16 protein-coding genes are annotated in these 15,834 nt (G+C 70.3%); 13 read left to right on the top strand and 3 right to left on the bottom strand.

Annotated features, from left to right (window positions below; all coding sequences use genetic code 11):
* The first annotated feature begins 19 nt into the window (after positions 1–19).
* From WDU99_RS12495 to WDU99_RS12475, 5 genes are all read left to right on the top strand, one after another.
* Positions 20–1,429 carry a dihydrolipoyl dehydrogenase family protein gene (locus WDU99_RS12495; protein WP_337332792.1) on the top strand — a complete coding sequence of 470 codons (1,410 nt, stop codon included), beginning with the start codon at positions 20–22 and terminating at the stop codon, positions 1,427–1,429.
* 161 nt (positions 1,430–1,590) lie between these two features.
* A complete protein-coding gene (locus tag WDU99_RS12490) occupies positions 1,591–2,481 on the top strand; it encodes an ABC transporter ATP-binding protein (RefSeq protein WP_337332791.1) in 891 nt (296 codons plus the stop codon).
* The gene (locus WDU99_RS12485) at positions 2,478–3,134 is read left to right on the top strand and encodes an ABC transporter permease (protein ID WP_337332790.1); all 657 of its coding nucleotides are present in this window, start codon (positions 2,478–2,480) and stop codon (positions 3,132–3,134) included. The genes WDU99_RS12490 and WDU99_RS12485 overlap by 4 nt, the downstream gene beginning before the upstream one ends.
* Positions 3,131–3,853 carry an ABC transporter permease gene (locus tag WDU99_RS12480; RefSeq protein ID WP_337332789.1) on the top strand — a complete coding sequence of 241 codons (723 nt, stop codon included), beginning with the start codon at positions 3,131–3,133 and terminating at the stop codon, positions 3,851–3,853. The genes WDU99_RS12485 and WDU99_RS12480 overlap by 4 nt, the downstream gene beginning before the upstream one ends.
* Positions 3,854–3,901: 48 nt before the next feature.
* Positions 3,902–4,825, top strand: a complete 924-nt coding sequence (locus tag WDU99_RS12475; RefSeq protein WP_337332788.1) for an ABC transporter substrate-binding protein — start codon at positions 3,902–3,904, stop codon at positions 4,823–4,825.
* A gap of 31 nt (positions 4,826–4,856) precedes the next feature.
* On the opposite strand, the gene WDU99_RS12470 is transcribed toward WDU99_RS12475, so the two are convergent.
* Complete coding sequence (locus tag WDU99_RS12470; RefSeq protein WP_337332787.1) at positions 4,857–6,074, bottom strand: AI-2E family transporter; 1,218 nt, start codon at positions 6,072–6,074, stop codon at positions 4,857–4,859.
* A 59-nt stretch (positions 6,075–6,133) separates the two neighbouring features.
* Between WDU99_RS12470 and WDU99_RS12465 the strand changes: the two genes are divergently transcribed.
* Positions 6,134–6,433: a chorismate mutase gene (locus tag WDU99_RS12465; RefSeq protein ID WP_337332786.1), complete on the top strand. Its 300-nt coding sequence runs from the start codon at positions 6,134–6,136 to the stop codon at positions 6,431–6,433.
* Positions 6,434–6,515: 82 nt separating this feature from the next.
* Here the strand turns inward: WDU99_RS12465 and WDU99_RS12460 are convergent, their stop codons facing one another.
* Positions 6,516–7,583: an ROK family transcriptional regulator gene (locus WDU99_RS12460; RefSeq protein ID WP_337332785.1), complete on the bottom strand. Its 1,068-nt coding sequence runs from the start codon at positions 7,581–7,583 to the stop codon at positions 6,516–6,518.
* A 116-nt stretch (positions 7,584–7,699) separates the two neighbouring features.
* On the opposite strand from WDU99_RS12460, the gene WDU99_RS12455 reads away from it, so the two are divergent.
* The 6 genes from WDU99_RS12455 (at position 7,700) to WDU99_RS12430 (ending at position 13,629) form a co-directional block, all read left to right on the top strand.
* Entirely contained in the window at positions 7,700–8,845 is a 1,146-nt protein-coding gene (locus WDU99_RS12455; protein ID WP_337332784.1) for an ROK family protein, read from the top strand.
* 69 nt (positions 8,846–8,914) lie between these two features.
* Entirely contained in the window at positions 8,915–9,814 is a 900-nt protein-coding gene (locus WDU99_RS12450) for an SIS domain-containing protein (RefSeq protein ID WP_337332783.1), read from the top strand.
* A 56-nt stretch (positions 9,815–9,870) separates the two neighbouring features.
* Complete coding sequence (locus tag WDU99_RS12445) at positions 9,871–10,878, top strand: ROK family protein (RefSeq protein WP_337332782.1); 1,008 nt, start codon at positions 9,871–9,873, stop codon at positions 10,876–10,878.
* A complete protein-coding gene (locus WDU99_RS12440) occupies positions 10,875–11,966 on the top strand; it encodes a 1-phosphofructokinase family hexose kinase (RefSeq protein WP_337332781.1) in 1,092 nt (363 codons plus the stop codon). Before WDU99_RS12445 ends, WDU99_RS12440 begins: the two co-directional genes overlap by 4 nt.
* On the top strand, positions 11,963–12,829 hold the full coding sequence (locus WDU99_RS12435; RefSeq protein WP_337332780.1) for a class II fructose-bisphosphate aldolase: 867 nt from the start codon (positions 11,963–11,965) through the stop codon (positions 12,827–12,829). The genes WDU99_RS12440 and WDU99_RS12435 overlap by 4 nt, the downstream gene beginning before the upstream one ends.
* A gap of 23 nt (positions 12,830–12,852) precedes the next feature.
* Complete coding sequence (locus WDU99_RS12430) at positions 12,853–13,629, top strand: DeoR/GlpR family DNA-binding transcription regulator (RefSeq protein WP_337332779.1); 777 nt, start codon at positions 12,853–12,855, stop codon at positions 13,627–13,629.
* A gap of 207 nt (positions 13,630–13,836) precedes the next feature.
* Here the strand turns inward: WDU99_RS12430 and WDU99_RS12425 are convergent, their stop codons facing one another.
* Entirely contained in the window at positions 13,837–14,319 is a 483-nt protein-coding gene (locus WDU99_RS12425; RefSeq protein ID WP_337332778.1) for an Lrp/AsnC family transcriptional regulator, read from the bottom strand.
* A 171-nt stretch (positions 14,320–14,490) separates the two neighbouring features.
* Here WDU99_RS12425 and WDU99_RS12420 point away from each other — a divergent pair, with 171 nt between their 5' ends.
* Positions 14,491–15,714, top strand: a complete 1,224-nt coding sequence (locus WDU99_RS12420) for an NAD(P)/FAD-dependent oxidoreductase (RefSeq protein WP_337332777.1) — start codon at positions 14,491–14,493, stop codon at positions 15,712–15,714.
* The last annotated feature ends 120 nt before the right edge of the window (positions 15,715–15,834 follow it).

Here is a 15,834-nt window from a genome sequence, read left to right as displayed (position 1 = left end):
ACTGGGCCCGGAGGCCAAGATGACCGATGAATACGACCTGATCGTGCTGGGTGGAGGCCCGGTTGGCGAGAATGTCGCCGATCGTGCCGTGCAGGGAGGGCTCACGGCGGTGATCGTCGAGGATGAGCTCGTCGGTGGGGAGTGCTCATACTGGGCGTGCACCCCGTCGAAGGCGCTGCTGCGGCCGATCCATGCGCTGCACGCAGCCCGGCACGTGCGGGGAGTCAGTGGCGGGTCGATCGACGCGCGAGCCGTGTTCGAGCGTCGCGACGGCTTCGTCGCGCACTGGTCGGACGCCGGTCAGGTCGACTGGCTGCGCAGCGCGGGCATCGATCTGGTGCGCGGCCACGGTCGCCTCGTTGGCGAACGTGAGGTGACGGTCGCCAACGAGAACGGCGATCGGATGCTGCGCGCGCGCCACGCGGTGGCGGTCACGACCGGATCGTCGGCGTCGATGCCTGGCATCCCGGGTCTGGCCGAGGCACGGCCGTGGACCAGCCGCGAGGCGACGAGCGCCGAAGAGGTGCCCGAATCGCTGGCGATCATCGGCGGCGGTGTCGTCGCCGTCGAGATGGCCACCGCATTCGCGGCTCTCGGCGCGCGGGTCACCGTGCTGGCCCGCAGCGGTCTGCTCGGCGGCATGGAGGATTTCGCGGGGGAGCGCGTCGCCGACGGACTGCGCGAGCTCGGGGTGGATGTGCGCTTGAACACCAGCACCGACAAGGTGACGCGCGGCGACGACGGCGTCACCGTCACCATCGGCGACGGCACCGAGGTCACCGCGGCCGAGGTGCTGGTCGCCACCGGACGCCGCCCGCGCAGCAGCGACATCGGGCTGGAGACGGTCGGCCTGAAGCCGGGCGATGCGCTCGACGTCGACGACACGATGCTCGTGCCCGGAACGGACTGGCTGTACGCGGTGGGTGATGTCAACGGGCGGGCGCTGCTCACCCACCAGGGCAAGTACCAGGCACGTGCCGCCGGTGACGTGATCGTGGCCCGGTCGCGCGGCGAGGTGATCGCCGACCAGCCGTGGGGCCGGCACGTGGCATCCGCTGACCACGCGGCCGTGCCGCAGGTCGTCTTCACCCTGCCCGAGGTCGCCTCGGTGGGACTCACATCGGATGCTGCGCGCGAAGCCGGCCATCGGATCGAGGTCGTCGACCACGATCTGGGGGCCGTCGCCGGCGCGTCTCTGCACGCGGACGGCTACACGGGCATGGCGCGCATGGTCGTGGACGTCGACCGCGAGGTGGTGCTCGGCGTCACGTTCGTCGGCGACGACGTGGCCGAGATGCTGCCGGCTGCGACGATCGCCGTCACTGCCGAGGTGCCGATCAGCCGGCTCTGGCATGCGATACCGGCCTACCCGACGATGGGCGAGATCTGGCTTCGTCTGCTGGAGGCCTACGGACGGCAGTCGGCGTGAGGGTGACCGCAACCGCAAGGGACGAAGATCCCGGGAATCTGCGAATCGCCCCCGATCCCGCGCCGACGTCGGAGGTGTCCAATACGCTCGAAGGGCGACCTAGGAGGCACGACCCCATGAAGTCACGACCTGAAGGATCCCGCCGCTAGGCGGGCCGCACGATGATCGAGTTCCGCTCCGTCACCAAGACCTTCCCCGACGGCACGCATGCGGTCGGCGATTTCAGCCTGGTGCTGCCCTCGCGCAAGACGACCGTGTTCGTCGGGTCGTCCGGCTGCGGCAAGACGACCCTGCTGCGCATGATCAACCGCATGGTCGAGCCGACCTCGGGCGACGTCGAGATCGATGGCGAGAGTGTGCTCGGCGGAGACCCCGTCGCGCTGCGCCGCCGCATCGGCTACGTGATGCAGAACTCCGGCCTCATGCCGCACTTCACCGTGCTCGACAACGTCGCCACGGTGCTGCGACTGACCGGCGTCGGCAAGCGCGAGGCGCATGAGCGCGCGCGCACCATGCTCGACACCGTCGGACTCGACCAGCACCTGGCCGACCGATACCCCAGCCAGCTCTCCGGCGGTCAGCAGCAGCGCGTCGGCGTGGCCCGCGGGCTCGCCGCCGACCCGAACATCCTGCTCATGGACGAGCCGTTCGGCGCCGTCGACCCGATCGTGCGCGCCGACCTGCAGCAGGAGCTCATCCGTCTGCAGAGCGAGCTCGACAAGACGGTCGTCTTCGTCACGCACGACATCGACGAGGCCTTCCTGCTCGGCGACCAGGTCGTCATCCTCGACAAGGGCGCCCGCATCGTTCAGGTCGGCAGCCCGAGCGAGATCATCGAGAATCCCGCCGATGACTTCGTCGAGGCGTTCATCGGCGCCGAGCGGGGGCGGCGAGCGCTGACGGTCAAGCAGACGCCGCACGGCGCGGTCGTCGTCGACTCCGAGGGGCGCACCCAGGGGCGGCTGCGCGAAGCGCCGACCGCGGTGGCGTCGGATGCTGCAGAGCCGGCGTCACGGGCATCCGATGCAATCGACGGGGCGAGCGGCCCATGACCTGGGTCTTCGACAATGTCGGGCTCATCTTCGAGCTGACCCTGGTGCACCTGCGTCAGAGTGTGATCGCGATCGTGCTGGGCCTGGTGCTCTCCATCCCGCTCGGCTGGGTGGCCTGGCGGTTCCGTCTGGTGCGCGGTCCGGTGATCGTGCTCACCGGGCTGCTCTACACGATCCCCTCGCTGGCGCTGCTGATCCTGATGCCCGCCGCGCTCGGCTATTCGGTGATCAGTGAGGCCAATCTCGTGGCCGCCCTCACCATCTACGCCGTGGCGATCATGGTGCGTGCCGTCGCCGACGGTCTCGACTCCGTCGACGCCAGCGTGCGTCAGTCGGCCACGGCGATGGGCTATGCTGCCCCGCGGCGCTTCTGGGGCGTCGAGCTGCCGCTGGCGGGTCCGGTGATCCTCGCCGGGTTGCGCGTGACGGCCGTGTCGACGATCTCGCTGGCGACCGTCGGCATCCTCATCGGCGTGACCAACCTCGGCTACCTGTTCACCAACGGCCAGCAGCGGCGACTGATCCCCGAGGTGCTCGCCGGAGTCGTCGCCGTGGTGGTCATCGCGCTGATCGTCGACGCGCTGCTGCTGCTTCTGGGGCGCGCGCTCATGCCGTGGGTGCGGGCCACCGGCGGGAAGGCGGCCACCGCATGAACCTCTTCGCCGACGCGTTCGCCTGGCTCTTCTCTCCCGAGCGGTTCGAGGGCTCGTATGCGCTGCAGACGCTGCTCGCGCAGCACCTCTTCTACACGGTCGTCTCGGTCGCCGTGGCCGCTGCGATCGCCTTCCCGGTCGGCTGGCTGATCGGGCACACCGGCAAGGGCCGTGAGATCGCCGTGGCCGTGTCGGGAGCGGCCCGCGCCGTGCCCTCGTTCGGCCTGCTCGTGCTGCTGGTGCTCGTGCTCGGCGTCGTGCAGACGCCATTGGCGGCGGTGATCACCTTCGTGCTGCTGGCCATCCCCTCGCTGCTCGCCGGTGCGTACACGGGTCTGGAGGCCATCGACCGACGCGTCATCGATGCCGCCCGCGCGATGGGCATGACCGAATGGCAGATCTTCACCAGGGTCGAACTGCCTCTGGGCATGCCGCTGCTGGTCGGCGGGCTGCGCTCGGCAGTGCTGCAGGTGATCGCCACGGTCACCATCGGCGCCTACGTCAACCTGGGTGGTCTGGGCTGGCCGATCATCCAGGGCATCCCGCTCCGACGCTTCGATCAGGTGCTCGGCGGTGCCATCCTCGTCGCCGCGCTCGCCCTCATCGTCGATCTGCTGCTCGCCCTCGCACAGCGCGCCGCCGTGCCGGCCGGACTGGGCGTGCAGCACGGCACCGCAGGCGGTCCGCGCGCCCGGCGCGTGGCATCCGCCCCCGCCTGAAACTCTGATCCGCACCTCCGCCTGATTCCCCACCGAAAGGCAATCGAAATGTTCACCACTCGCAGAACCCGCACCGCCCTCTCGGCCGGCGTCGCGCTGGTCGCCGCGATCGCCCTGACCGGGTGCGGCACCAGCAGCAACCCGCTCGACGAGCCCACCGACGACTCGGCGGCAGACCGCGGCGGCAACACGATCGTCGTCGGGTCGCAGGCGTACTACTCGAACGAGATCATCGCCGAGATCTACGCGCAGGCGCTCGAGAACGCCGGCTTCACTGTCGAGCGACAGTTCAGCATCGGCCAGCGCGATGCCTACATGCCCGAGATCGAGTCGGGCACGATCACCCTGTTCCCCGAGTACACCGGCAACCTGCTGGAGTACCTCGACGACGAGGCGACCGCAACCAGCCCGGAAGACGTCTACGCGGCCCTGCAGGACGCACTCCCCGAGGGGCTCACCGCACTCGACTACGCCGAGGCGAGCGATCAGGACACCTACACGGTGCTGAAGTCGTTCGCCGACGAGAACGGTCTCAGCACCATCGCTGATCTGTCGAAGCTCAGCGAGCCCGCCACGATCGGCGGCGCCCCCGAGTTCGAGCAGCGACCCTACGGGCCCGCCGGCGCCAAGGACGTGTACGGCGTCGATCTGAAGTTCTCCGCCACCGGTCCGGGCACGCTCGACGCGCTGCTGGCGGGCGAGGTGCAGGTCGCCGATATCTACACCGCCGACCCGGCGTTCCAGACCGAGGACATCGTGGCGCTCGAGGACCCCGAGAACATGATCCTGGCATCCAACGTCGTGCCGATCGCGTCGACAGAGGTCGCCACCGACGTCAGCGACGTGATCAACGCGATCAGCGCTGAGTTCGGCGCCGACGACCTGGTCGCCCTGAATGTGCAGAGCACTGTCGACCAGCAGTCGACGCCCGACATCGCGAAGCAGTGGCTCGAGGACGCCGGCCTGATCTGACTCGCCGTCGCAGTGGTACCCGCCGGGACTCTCAGAGACGGGAGTCCTGGCGGGGGATCCACACCTGCTTGATGATGATGAGGATGGATGCCGTCACCGGCACCGCCACGAGAGCGCCCAGCATGCCCAGCAGCGTGCCGCCGGCGAGGGCGCCGATGACGACCAGCGGTCCCGGCACCGACACCGCCTTGTTCATGATGCGCGGGGTGAACAGGTACGCCTCGATCTGCATGTAGACCAGGTACAGCGCCGCGAAGATGAGTGCCTGCCACGGGTCGGCGAACAGCGCGATCAGTGATCCGACGATCCAGAACAGCACCGAACCGACCAGCGGGATCAGGGTCACCAGGAACGCCACGGTCGCCATCAGCGGCGGGAAGGGCAGCCCCAGCGACAGGTAGAGCACCAGCACGACGCAGGCGTTGATGAACGCGAGCGTCACCATGCCCTGCACGTATCCGCCGACCGAGTCGGTGATCTGGTCGGTGAGGTCACCGGCGCGGGCGCGGTCACGGGCGGGGGCGAGTCGCAGCATCGAGGCCTTGATCGTGGGCAGGCCGGCGACGAAGTACAGCGTCAGCACGAGCACCACGATCACGCCCGAGATGCCCGTCGCGATCGAGGTGCCGATCTGCAGGGCTCCCCCGCCGATGGCCTGCCACGTCTGACCGTCGGTGAGGAACTGCTGTGCGTCCTGCACCAGCTGCTCGAACTGGTCGCCGAACTGGTTCTCGAGCCAGTCGTAGACGTCACCGGCCATGAAGTCGGCGATCAGGTTCGGCACCGACCTGACGAACGATGAGATCTGTTCCACCACGACGGGCACGATCATCAGCAGCACCAGGGCGAGCACGCCTATCAGGCCGAGGATGACGATCAGCACACTCACCCCCCGCGAGAGCCCGCGTCGTTCGAGGAAGCGCACCGCCGGGTCGAGGCCGAGCGCGGCGAACAGCGCGAAGGCGATGTAGATGAGCACGGTCGACAGGTTCGACAGCGTGATCGCCAGCAGGAAGGCGAGAAGGCCGCCGATGGTCACCAGGAACCCGAACTTGAACGGCGTGTCGATGCGGGTCCAGAACGACCGGCTCGGCACGGGCGGATCCACGGTCGACCGGTACGGCTCGTTCGCAGTGGGCTCGACCGCGGCATCCGACGTTCCCGCGCCGGCGGCCGCATCGGCGGCGGCATCCGTCGCGACGGCGTGCGCCGTGTCGGGATCGGGCTGGATGCGCTCCTCTGGGCTCATGTCGAACACTCTAGACTCCGGGGGTCGCTATCGTGGGAGGGCCGAACACCGGGAGGATCATGACCGACGCCGAGCAGGCCCGCGCCGAGCTGCTGCGCCTTCGCGCCAGCATCGACAACATCGACGCCGCCCTGATCTTCATGCTCGCCGAGCGCTTCCGCTGCACGCAGCAGGTCGGCAGGCTCAAGGCCGACCACGACATGCCGGCCTCCGACCCCGGACGCGAGGAGCAGCAGACAGCGCGCTTGCGCGCGCTCGCCGAGGACGCCCACCTCGACCCCGAGTTCGCCGAGAAGTGGTTCAACTTCGTGGTCGCCGAGGTGATCCGTCACCACACGGAGGCGGCCGAAGGGCGTTAGCCCGCCTGGAGGCGCAGGGCGTTAGCCCGCCTGAAGCCGAAGGGCGTTGGCCCGCCTGAAGCCGAAGGGCGTTAGCCCGCGCTCAGGCCAGTTCGGTGGCGAGCACCTGGGCGGCCGCGCCGCGCAGCACGGCGTCGTCCATCGTGCTGCAGCGCACCTCGACGTGCGCACTCGGCAGTCGAGCCGCCATCAGGGCGGTCTCCGCCGCGTCGCACAGCACGTCGCCGCGGAGCGGACCCGTTCCGCTGAGCACGACCTCGGGCAGATCGAGCGCCGAGACGATCGCGGCCAGCGGCGTGCCCAGTCGCGTGCCGGCTTCGCTGCGCAGCGCGTCTCGGGTCTGCTCATCGGGCGCGTTCGCGATGCGCTCGCCGAGTACCTCGAGCCAGACGTGCACGCAGCCGCTGTTGCCGCACCGGCAGGCGCGTCCCGCGTCGTCGCCGACGTCGAGGTGCGCGAGTTCGCGGGCGGTGGAGCTGTCGGCGGTGTACGCGGTGACGATGGCGGTGCTGATGATCGCGCCCAGGCGCACGAGCAGGAACTCCGCGGTGCCGTGGCCGGCTTCGGCGCGGGCGATCAGGTCGGCTTCGGCCGCGACGTGCACGGGCAGCTCTGCGGTCTCGCGGAGCGCGCCGAGTGCCGCGACGCAGGCGGTGGCCTCGTCGTCGGCGTCGAGTGCGACGCCGAGTCCGACGCCGAGCACGGGGATGCCCGATTGGGCGAGCAGGCGTGAGACGAGCGCTGCGACCGCGGGGCCGATGTCGTCGGTGGCGTCGCGCGAGATCTCGTTGCGCAGCAGGATGCTGCCGTCGGGTGCGCACACGGCGCCGACGATCCAGTCGGGGCGGGTGAGGTCGACGGCGATCGACTGCGCGGCGCGGGTGTCGATCTCGAGCATGACCGACGGCTTTCCGACCCGCACCTCCTGGCTGTGACCGGTCTCGATGACGACGCCACTGGCGAGCAGCTCGCGGATGACCTCGGTGATCGTGGGTCGCGCGAGGCCGGTCAGCCGGGCGAGGTCGGCGCGGCTGGCGGTCTCTTCGCGCAGCAGGGTCTGCAGCACGACGCCGCGGTTGTGGCGTCGGGTGCCGTGCCCGGGCAGCTGCTGGGCGGTGGCTCGTGCCGACAGCGTCGTGGTCGCGGCCATCGTGCTCCTCGATTACTTAGTTCATTGCCTAAACTTACTCCTGCGAGCGTAAGCTCGTCCGAGACGGTTGTCAATGATTCCCGCTCGGCACGGTGCCGTGGAAAGGATCGGCGCGGATGCTGCAGTTCACAGAGGCTCCCGACGGTCAAGCGCTTGTGCGCCGCACCAATCTGCGACGGGCATTGCAGCTGATCTTCGACAACTCGGGAAGCGAAACCCGCGCGGCGATCGCCCGCGAGACCGGGCTCACCGCCGCCACCGCATCGTCGCTGGTGGCCGAGCTGATCGCGGATCGCCTGGTCGTCGAGGTGGGCCATGCCGCGAGCACGGGCGGCAAGCGCGCCATGACCCTCGCCGTCGACGCGAGTCATCATCTGCTGCTCGTGGTCGTGCTGCGGTTCGGCGATGCGCACGCCTGGTTGATCGCACTCGACGGCGCTCCCGTCTATGAGGAGCGCCTGGTCTACGGGGGCGGCGATCGCGACCGCGAGATCCACGCCATGATCGCGCGCATCGGAGGTCGCTTCGGTCCGCGCCTTCTTGCGGCGGCGGTGCAGCTGCCGGGCGCCACCGATGGGCGGCGGGTGCTGCAGAGCGTGCAGCTGGGCTGGACCGATCTGCCCTTGGCGGAGCAGCTGACCGAGGTGCTGGGCGTGCCGACGCTGCTGGTCAACGATGTCGATGCCGAGGCGGTCGCCGAGATGGTGGCGGGCGGCACGGTCGCCGGGCGACAGCTGTTCCTGCACATCGGCATCGGCATCGGCGCGTCGGTGACGCTCGACGGCGAACTCGCGCCGGGCCCCGTGGGCAGGGTGGGTGAGATCGGTCACGTGCGGGTCGTGTACGGGGCCGATGCGCGTGATTGCCCATGCGGTCGGAGCGGATGCCTGGAGTCGTCCGCCTCGATGCCCGCGATGCTCGGCGACGCCTTCACTGAGGACATGGATGCCGCCGAGCTCGACGCCCTGGTCTCGGCGACCGATCCTCAGCGCCTGGCGGAGGGCGCGGTGGCGCTCGGGCGGGTGATCATGATGCTCACCGCGATGCTCGATCCCGATGAGGTCGTGCTCGGGGGTGCGGTCACCGGATTGGGTGAGGCGTTCCTCGCCCGTGTGCGGCAGGAGACCGGTCGCGCACCCACCGGCACGCGCGTCGCCCGGGTGCGTGCCGCCGCCCCCGGGGTGGCCGCCCACGCCGGTGCGGCTCAGCTCGCTCTCGGCTCGGTGCTGGGTGTGCGGTGGGGCTCGATTGCGGTATTCTGATCGTTAACGGCATAAACGATCAAAAACTTACATCCAGAATACTGGGTGCCCACTCTTGAGGAGCCCGTCATGACCGACATCACGACCGCCGGCGCACACATGCGTGCAGAACTCACCTCGCAGCCCGAGACCTGGGCCCGCGCGGCGGGCATGCGCACCGAGCAGGCCCTGCTGCCGGCATCCGGCGCCCGCATCGCCGTCGTCGGCTGCGGCACCTCGTGGTTCATGGCGCAGTCGTACGCCGCGCTGCGCGAGGCCGCCGGCCTCGGCGAGTCGGACGCATTCACAGCATCCGAGGTGCCGACCGGTCGCGGCTACGACGCGATCGTCGCGCTCACCCGCTCGGGAACGACCACCGAGGTGCTCGAGCTGACCGAGCGCGTCAAGGGCAGCACGCCGGTCATCGCTGTTCTCGGCGACGATTCCTCGCCCCTGGTGGACCTCGCCGACACGGTCATCGCCCTGCCGTTCGCCGACGAGCAGTCGGTCGTGCAGACCCGCTTCGCCACCACGGCGCTCGCGCTGTTCCGCGCCTCGCTCGGTGAAGACCTCGAACCCGTGATCGCCGACGCGCAGGCCGTGCTCGACGGCACCGATGACGCCGCACTCGGCGCCGCCGACCAGTACAGCTTCCTCGGCCTCGGCTGGTCGATCGGCGTCGCCCACGAGGCCGCGCTGAAGATGCGGGAGTCGTCGCAGTCGTGGACCGAGTCGTACTCGGCCATGGAGTACCGCCACGGGCCGATCGCCATCGCCGCCCCCGGCCGCATCACCTGGCAGTTCGGCGCCGCCCCCGAGGGCCTTCAGGCCCAGGTCGAGGCGACCGGAGCGCAGTTCGTGCAGCATCCGATCGATCCGATGGCCGAACTCGTGCGGGTGCACCGCGTCGCCCTCGACCGCGCCGTGGGCAAGGGTCTCGACCCTGACCAGCCGCGCAACCTGACCCGCTCGGTCATCCTCGACGACTGAGACGCATCCTCGACGACTGAGACGCAGCGCACAGCCACATCGACAGGAAAGAGCCCGTGAGCACCGCAGCTTCCGATCACTCCGCCATCCCCGACGTCGTCACCGACGTGTCGGGCGAGAGGCTCGCGCGCGCCGCGACGATCGGCCGCGGTGCTCCGGTGCTCGCCTTCGACGTCGGGGGGACCGACATCAAGTCGGCCCTCTTCGACGCCGACGGCACGGCGATCGGCCTGCGCCGCACGCCCACGCCGGCCGGCGGCGAAGACGCCCCCGAGCGCCTCATCGACCGGCTCGTCGAGCTGGCCGATGAGCTGCGGACGCAGCATCCGGAGATCGTCCCCGCGGCCATCGGACTCGTCGTACCCGGCATCGTCGACGAGCAGGCCGGCATCGGCGTCTTCAGCAGCAACCTCGGATGGCGCGATGCCCCGATCCGCGACCTCGCGGCCGCGCGCTTCGGACTGCCGGTCGCGTTCGACCACGACGTGCGCACGGCCAGCTGGGCCGAGCACGTGCTGGGCGGTGCCCGCTCGTACGAGAACTCGGTGGTGCTGATCATCGGCACCGGCGTCGCCGGAGCGATCCTGATCGACGGGCGACCGCACACCGCCGGCGGATATGCCGGAGAGATCGGCCACTCGCCGATCGGCGACTGGCCGTGCCCGTGCGGCGCCCGCGGATGCCTCGAGGCGATCGCCTCGGCCGGCGCCATCTCGCGGCGCTACGCCGAGGCGTCGGGCGCGCACGTCGGCGGCGCGAAAGAGGTCATCGCGCTCGCCGCCGACGGCGACGAGGTCGCCGCGCGAGTGTGGAACGAGGCGCTCGACGCGCTCACGATGTCGATCGCCCAGCTCACCGCCGTCATCGCCCCCGAGGCGGTCGTCATCGGCGGTGGACTCTCGCGCGCGGGCGGCGCCCTGTTCGACGAGCTGCGCTCGCGGCTGCGCGCACGACTCAGCTTCCACCGCATCCCCACGCTGGTGCCCGCCGAGCTCTCCGGCAACGCCGGGATCCTGGGGTCGGCGCTGCGCGCCCGCGAGCTCGCGGGGGGAGGCGCCGCATGATCGTCACCGTCACCGCGAACCCCGCGCTCGACCTCACCTGGCACGTCGAGAAGATCGTCGCCGGGGGCACGCACAGAGCGGATGCCGGTGCCGCGCGCGCCGGAGGCAAGGGCCTCAACGTGGCCAGGGTCGCCCACGCCCAGGGTGCCTCGGTCGTCGCCGTCACGACGACCGGCGGGGCCACGGGAGCGGAGTTCACCGCCGAACTGATCGTCGCCGGGGTGCCGCACATGCTGGTGCCCGTCGCCGCGGCCACCCGCCGCAGCATCGCCCTGGTCGACGAGGCGCTCGGCGACACCACCATCGTGAACGAGCGCGGCATCGCCCCGGCATCCGACGAATGGGACGCGCTGCGTGCCGCCGTCGCCGACGCGCTCGCTCACACTTCGGGGCCGCCGGCGGATGCCGGTGCGCCGGTGCTCGTCATCTCGGGAAGCTTCCCGCCCGGCACGCCCGACGAGGTGCTGCCCTCGCTGATCGCGCTCGGCCGCGAGGCCGGAGCCACCGTGATCGCCGACACCTCGGGCCCCGCGTTGCTCGTCGCGGCCGACGCCGGGGCATCCGTCCTCAAACCCAACGAGCACGAACTCGCCGACGCCACCGGCCTCGACGACCCGATCGAGGGCGCCCGCGAGCTGCTGCGCCGCGGCGCCGAGCTCGTGCTGCTCTCGCGCGGGGCGGAGGGGATGCTGGCCATCACCGCCGCGGACCCCGGCGCACCAGCATCCGACGCTCCCGCCCACGCATACGAACGGGGGGCAGATACGCCACATGTCGGACGATCCCCGGCATCCGGTCCGACATCTGGCGTGTCGGCCCCCGAAACGTATCGTCCGCACATGCCGGTGAGCGTGCTGCACGCCCGGCTCGACACCGCGCTGGCCGGCAACCCGACCGGCGCCGGCGACGCGGCGGTCGCCGCCTGCGCCGTGCTGATGGATGCCGGCATCCACGACCCCGAGCAGATCCTGCGCCGCGCGACCTCCTGGTCGGCCGCCGCCGTGCTGATGCCGCTCGCCGGAGAGATCCACCCGACCTGGCCCGACCTCGAGCGCGCTCTCGTCCTCACCCCGAAGGAAACCCGATGACCCTCGTCTCCGCCCGCGACCTCATGCGCACCTCCGCTGCCGTCGGCACGGGAATCGGCGCGTTCAACGTCATCCACCTCGAGACCGCCGAAGCGCTCATCGCAGCATCCGAGCGCGCGCACCTGCCGGTGATCCTGCAGATCTCGCAGAACTGCGCCGACTACCACGGCGGACTCGAGCCGATCGGCTGGGCGACCCTCGCCGTCGCGCGCCGCGCCACCACCCCGGTCGCTGTGCACCTCGACCACGCCGAGCGCCCTGAGCTGGTCGACGAGGCCATCGAACTCGGGTTCGGGTCGGTGATGTTCGACGGCGGCAAGCTCGACTACGACGAGAACGTCGCCGTCACCGCCGAGGTCGCCGCCCGTGCCCGCGCCGCCGATGTGTACATCGAGGCCGAACTCGGCGAGGTGGGTGGCAAGGACGGTGCGCACGCTCCCGGTGTGCGCACCGACCCCGATGAGGCCCGTGCCTTCGTCGAGGCCACCGGCGTCGACTCGCTCGCCGTCGCGGTCGGCTCGTCGCACGCGATGCTCGACCGGTCGGCATCGCTCGACATCGAGCTGATCGGCCGGCTGCGTGCCGCACTGCGCGGTGCCGGTCGCCGCGGAGCTGATGTGCCTCTGGTGCTGCACGGCTCGTCGGGCGTCTCCGACGACGTGATCGTGCAGGCGGTGCAGGCGGGCATGACGAAGATCAACGTGTCGACGCACCTGAACGGATTCTTCACCCGCGCCATCCGCGAGACCCTCGCCGCCGACGAGGACCTCGTAGACTCGCGCAAGTACCTCAAGCCCGCTCGTGAGGCCGTGGCCGAAGAGGCGGCGCGCATGCTGCGTCTGTTCGCCCTGGCATCCGACTGAGCTACCGAACCCCGGGGAATCGCATGAACCGCGCCGCTCGCCTCACCGCCATCCTCGATCTGCTCGCCGAGCAGGGCGAGGTGAGCGTCGAGCAGCTCGTCGAGCGCTTCGGAGCCTCGCCCGCGACTACCCGGCGCGACCTCGACAGCCTCGCCGAGCGTCGCCTGCTCACACGCACGCACGGTGGCGCGGTGGCGCAGTCGGTGGCCTACGAGCTGCCGATCCGGTATCGCAGCCACCACGGCACCGGAGCGAAGGAAGCCATCGGTGCCGCAGCGGCCGCTCTGGTCGTGCCAGGTCAGGTGGTCGGGCTCTCGGGCGGCACTACCACCAACGCCATCGCGACCGCACTCGCCGCGCGCGGCGACCTCGCCGAGCACGGGCTGACGGTCGTCACCAACGCGGTGAACATCGCCGCGCAGCTCGCCATGCGCCCCGAGTTCAAGGTGGTCGTCACCGGTGGGGCGATCCATCCGCGCAGCTTCGAGCTGGTCGGCCCGTTCGTGGAGCAGCTGCTCTCGGGCATCCGCATCGATATCGCGTTCATCGGCGTCAATGGCATCTCGGCCGAGTCGGGTGCCACCACCCACGACGAGGCCGAGGCGGCCGTGAACCGCATGATGGCGCAGCGGGCGGATCGCGCCTACGTCGTGGCCGATGCGACCAAGCTCGGCCGCGCCGCCTTCGCGCACGTGGGCGGCGCTGAGCTGTTCCCAGTCGTGCTGACGGATGCCGCAGCGTCGGATGCCCAGCGCGCAGCGCTGAAGGATGCCGGCTACGAGGTGCCCACGGCGGTCTGAGTCGGTCGGGGATGGGGGTCGGTTCGGGCCCGGCGCCGGTTCGGGCGTCGGCCGGTTCGTCGAGTCGGTTCAGGTCGCAATGGATGCCGCTATCCGGGTCCCTCACCCGTCCGGGTCGCAATGGATGCCGCTATGCAGCGTTCTTTCCGGCATCCATTGCGACCTGGGCGGTGGAAACCGCCGGCCGGGCACCCCGCCAGGGCCCCGTCAGAGCCCGCGCGACCCGGCGGCCTGGGCGAAGATCAGGCTGGTGCTGGTGGATGCCACCTCGGGGCGCAGGCTGAGCGTGTCCGACACCAGTTCGCGCAGCGCCGCCGCGTCGGGCACGGCGACGTGCACCAGGAAGTCGCGGTCTCCGGCGAGGAAGTACACCCGCTGGGTCGCCGGCAGCTGCTCGAGATGCGCCTGGAACGTGCGCAGGTCACCGCGGGCGTGCGAGTGCAGGCGGATCGTGATGAGGGCCTCCAGGTGCAGGCCGATCGCCCCGGGTGAGATCTCGGCGTGGAACCCCACGATCACCCCGCTGGACTGCAGGGCGCGCACGCGCTTGAGGCACGTCGACTCGGCGATTCCCGCGATCGCGGCCAGGTCGGTGTTCGAGATGCGTCCGTTGCGGCTGAGCTCCGAGAGGATCGTGCGGTCGATGGCATCCAACCCCGCGTGCGGGGTGGTCGAAGATTCCGCAACCATGGGTTCGCTTCCTTGCGTCTCAGTGAAGATTTCGATGAGCTTCCGCTCACTCTACGCAGAATCTGCACTCAGTGACCCATCACATCATCGAGATCTGCATAATCGCAGATAGTGGGCGATTCTTCGCGCCCGCACGAATGCAGTCTCAGCACGCAGTCTCAGGAGGACGCAATGACGCGGACGATCGTCGTCGGAGCCGGAATGGTCGGTCTCGCCACGGCATGGCATCTGCAGGAGCGCGGCGTCGAGGTCACGGTCATCGACCGCGTGGGCGTCGCCGCCGGCTCATCGTGGGGCAACGCCGGCTGGCTGACCCCGGGCAAGACCATCCCGCTCGCCGACACCGGGCTGTGGACGTACGGGCCGAAGGCCCTGCTCGATCCGGATGCCGCGCTGCACGTGCCGTTCCGGGTCGACCCCGGCCTGTGGTCGTTTCTCGCCCGCTTCGCCGCGCACGGCACCAACCGCGCGTGGGATCGCACCATGGCGCAGCTCACGCCCATCGACAAGATCGCGCTGGAGTGCTTCGACGAGCTGATCGACGGCGGCGTGCAGTCGTGGACGCGCGAGGGCCCGTTCGTGATCGGCTTCAAGAACGAGCTGCACTCGAAGGGCTTCCTTCACGAGATAGAGGGAGTGGTGCGGCACGGTCAGGACGTGCCGTTCGAGCCTCTCGAGAATCCGCGCGAGCTCGCGCCGGTGCTGTCGGATGCTGTGCAGCACGCCTACCGGCTGGACGGCCAGCGCTTCTTCGAGCCGGGCCCGTTCGTCGAGGCGCTCGGCCAGGCGGTCGTCGACCGCGGCGGCGAGCTGGTGACGGGCGTCGATGTGACCGACGTGTCGTCGACGCAGCGTCCGGTGGTGACCCTGTCGAGCGGGGAGCGTCGCGAGGCCGACTCGGTCGTCATCGCGACGGGAGCGTGGATGCCCGCACTCGCCCGCAAGCTCGGTGTGCGCACTCTGGTGCAGGCGGGTCGCGGGTATTCGTTCAGCGTGGCGACCGAGGTGCCGCAGGAGCATCCGGTGTACCTGCCGTTCCAGCGCATCGCGTGCACCCCGTACCAGGGGCGGTTCCGCATCGCCGGCACGATGGAGTTCCGCCGACCCGATGAGCCGTTCCAGCCGCGGCGGGTGCAGGCGATCATCGCGCAGGCGCGCGAGCTGTTCACCGGCATCGACCTCGACGACCGGCAGGACGAATGGGTCGGCTCGCGCCCGGTGACCCCGGACGGCCTGCCCCTGGTCGGCGAGACTCGCGCCCCGAACGTCTATGTCGCCGGCGGTCACGGCATGTGGGGCATCGTGCTGGGCCCGGCGACCGGCAAGCTGCTCGCCGAGCAGATCGTCACCGGCCGCATCGACCCCGTCATCAAGCCCTTCGACCCCCTGCGTTGAGGCGGTTCTAGCGATCGTCCCCGCCCCTACCCGCCTACGCCGCCCCTGCTCGTTTACGCAACTGAGCAGGGGCGGCGTCGCTGAGGAGGGGCGAGGACGCATACGCGCGGATGCCAGCGG

Source organism: Microbacterium bandirmense, assembly GCF_037204185.1.
In the GTDB taxonomy this organism is placed as follows: Bacteria; Actinomycetota; Actinomycetes; order Actinomycetales; family Microbacteriaceae; genus Microbacterium; species Microbacterium bandirmense.
This window is presented reverse-complemented; position numbering and strand designations above follow the sequence as displayed.

Coding starts and splice junctions, on each gene's coding strand:
- WDU99_RS12495 (WP_337332792.1), top strand. CDS start 20: ATGACCGATGAATACGACCTGATCGTGCTGGGTGGAGGCCCGGTTGGC.
- WDU99_RS12490 (WP_337332791.1), top strand. CDS start 1,591: ATGATCGAGTTCCGCTCCGTCACCAAGACCTTCCCCGACGGCACGCAT.
- WDU99_RS12485 (WP_337332790.1), top strand. CDS start 2,478: ATGACCTGGGTCTTCGACAATGTCGGGCTCATCTTCGAGCTGACCCTG.
- WDU99_RS12480 (WP_337332789.1), top strand. CDS start 3,131: ATGAACCTCTTCGCCGACGCGTTCGCCTGGCTCTTCTCTCCCGAGCGG.
- WDU99_RS12475 (WP_337332788.1), top strand. CDS start 3,902: ATGTTCACCACTCGCAGAACCCGCACCGCCCTCTCGGCCGGCGTCGCG.
- WDU99_RS12470 (WP_337332787.1), bottom strand. CDS start 6,074: ATGAGCCCAGAGGAGCGCATCCAGCCCGATCCCGACACGGCGCACGCC.
- WDU99_RS12465 (WP_337332786.1), top strand. CDS start 6,134: ATGACCGACGCCGAGCAGGCCCGCGCCGAGCTGCTGCGCCTTCGCGCC.
- WDU99_RS12460 (WP_337332785.1), bottom strand. CDS start 7,583: ATGGCCGCGACCACGACGCTGTCGGCACGAGCCACCGCCCAGCAGCTG.
- WDU99_RS12455 (WP_337332784.1), top strand. CDS start 7,700: ATGCTGCAGTTCACAGAGGCTCCCGACGGTCAAGCGCTTGTGCGCCGC.
- WDU99_RS12450 (WP_337332783.1), top strand. CDS start 8,915: ATGACCGACATCACGACCGCCGGCGCACACATGCGTGCAGAACTCACC.
- WDU99_RS12440 (WP_337332781.1), top strand. CDS start 10,875: ATGATCGTCACCGTCACCGCGAACCCCGCGCTCGACCTCACCTGGCAC.
- WDU99_RS12435 (WP_337332780.1), top strand. CDS start 11,963: ATGACCCTCGTCTCCGCCCGCGACCTCATGCGCACCTCCGCTGCCGTC.
- WDU99_RS12430 (WP_337332779.1), top strand. CDS start 12,853: ATGAACCGCGCCGCTCGCCTCACCGCCATCCTCGATCTGCTCGCCGAG.
- WDU99_RS12425 (WP_337332778.1), bottom strand. CDS start 14,319: ATGGTTGCGGAATCTTCGACCACCCCGCACGCGGGGTTGGATGCCATC.
- WDU99_RS12420 (WP_337332777.1), top strand. CDS start 14,491: ATGACGCGGACGATCGTCGTCGGAGCCGGAATGGTCGGTCTCGCCACG.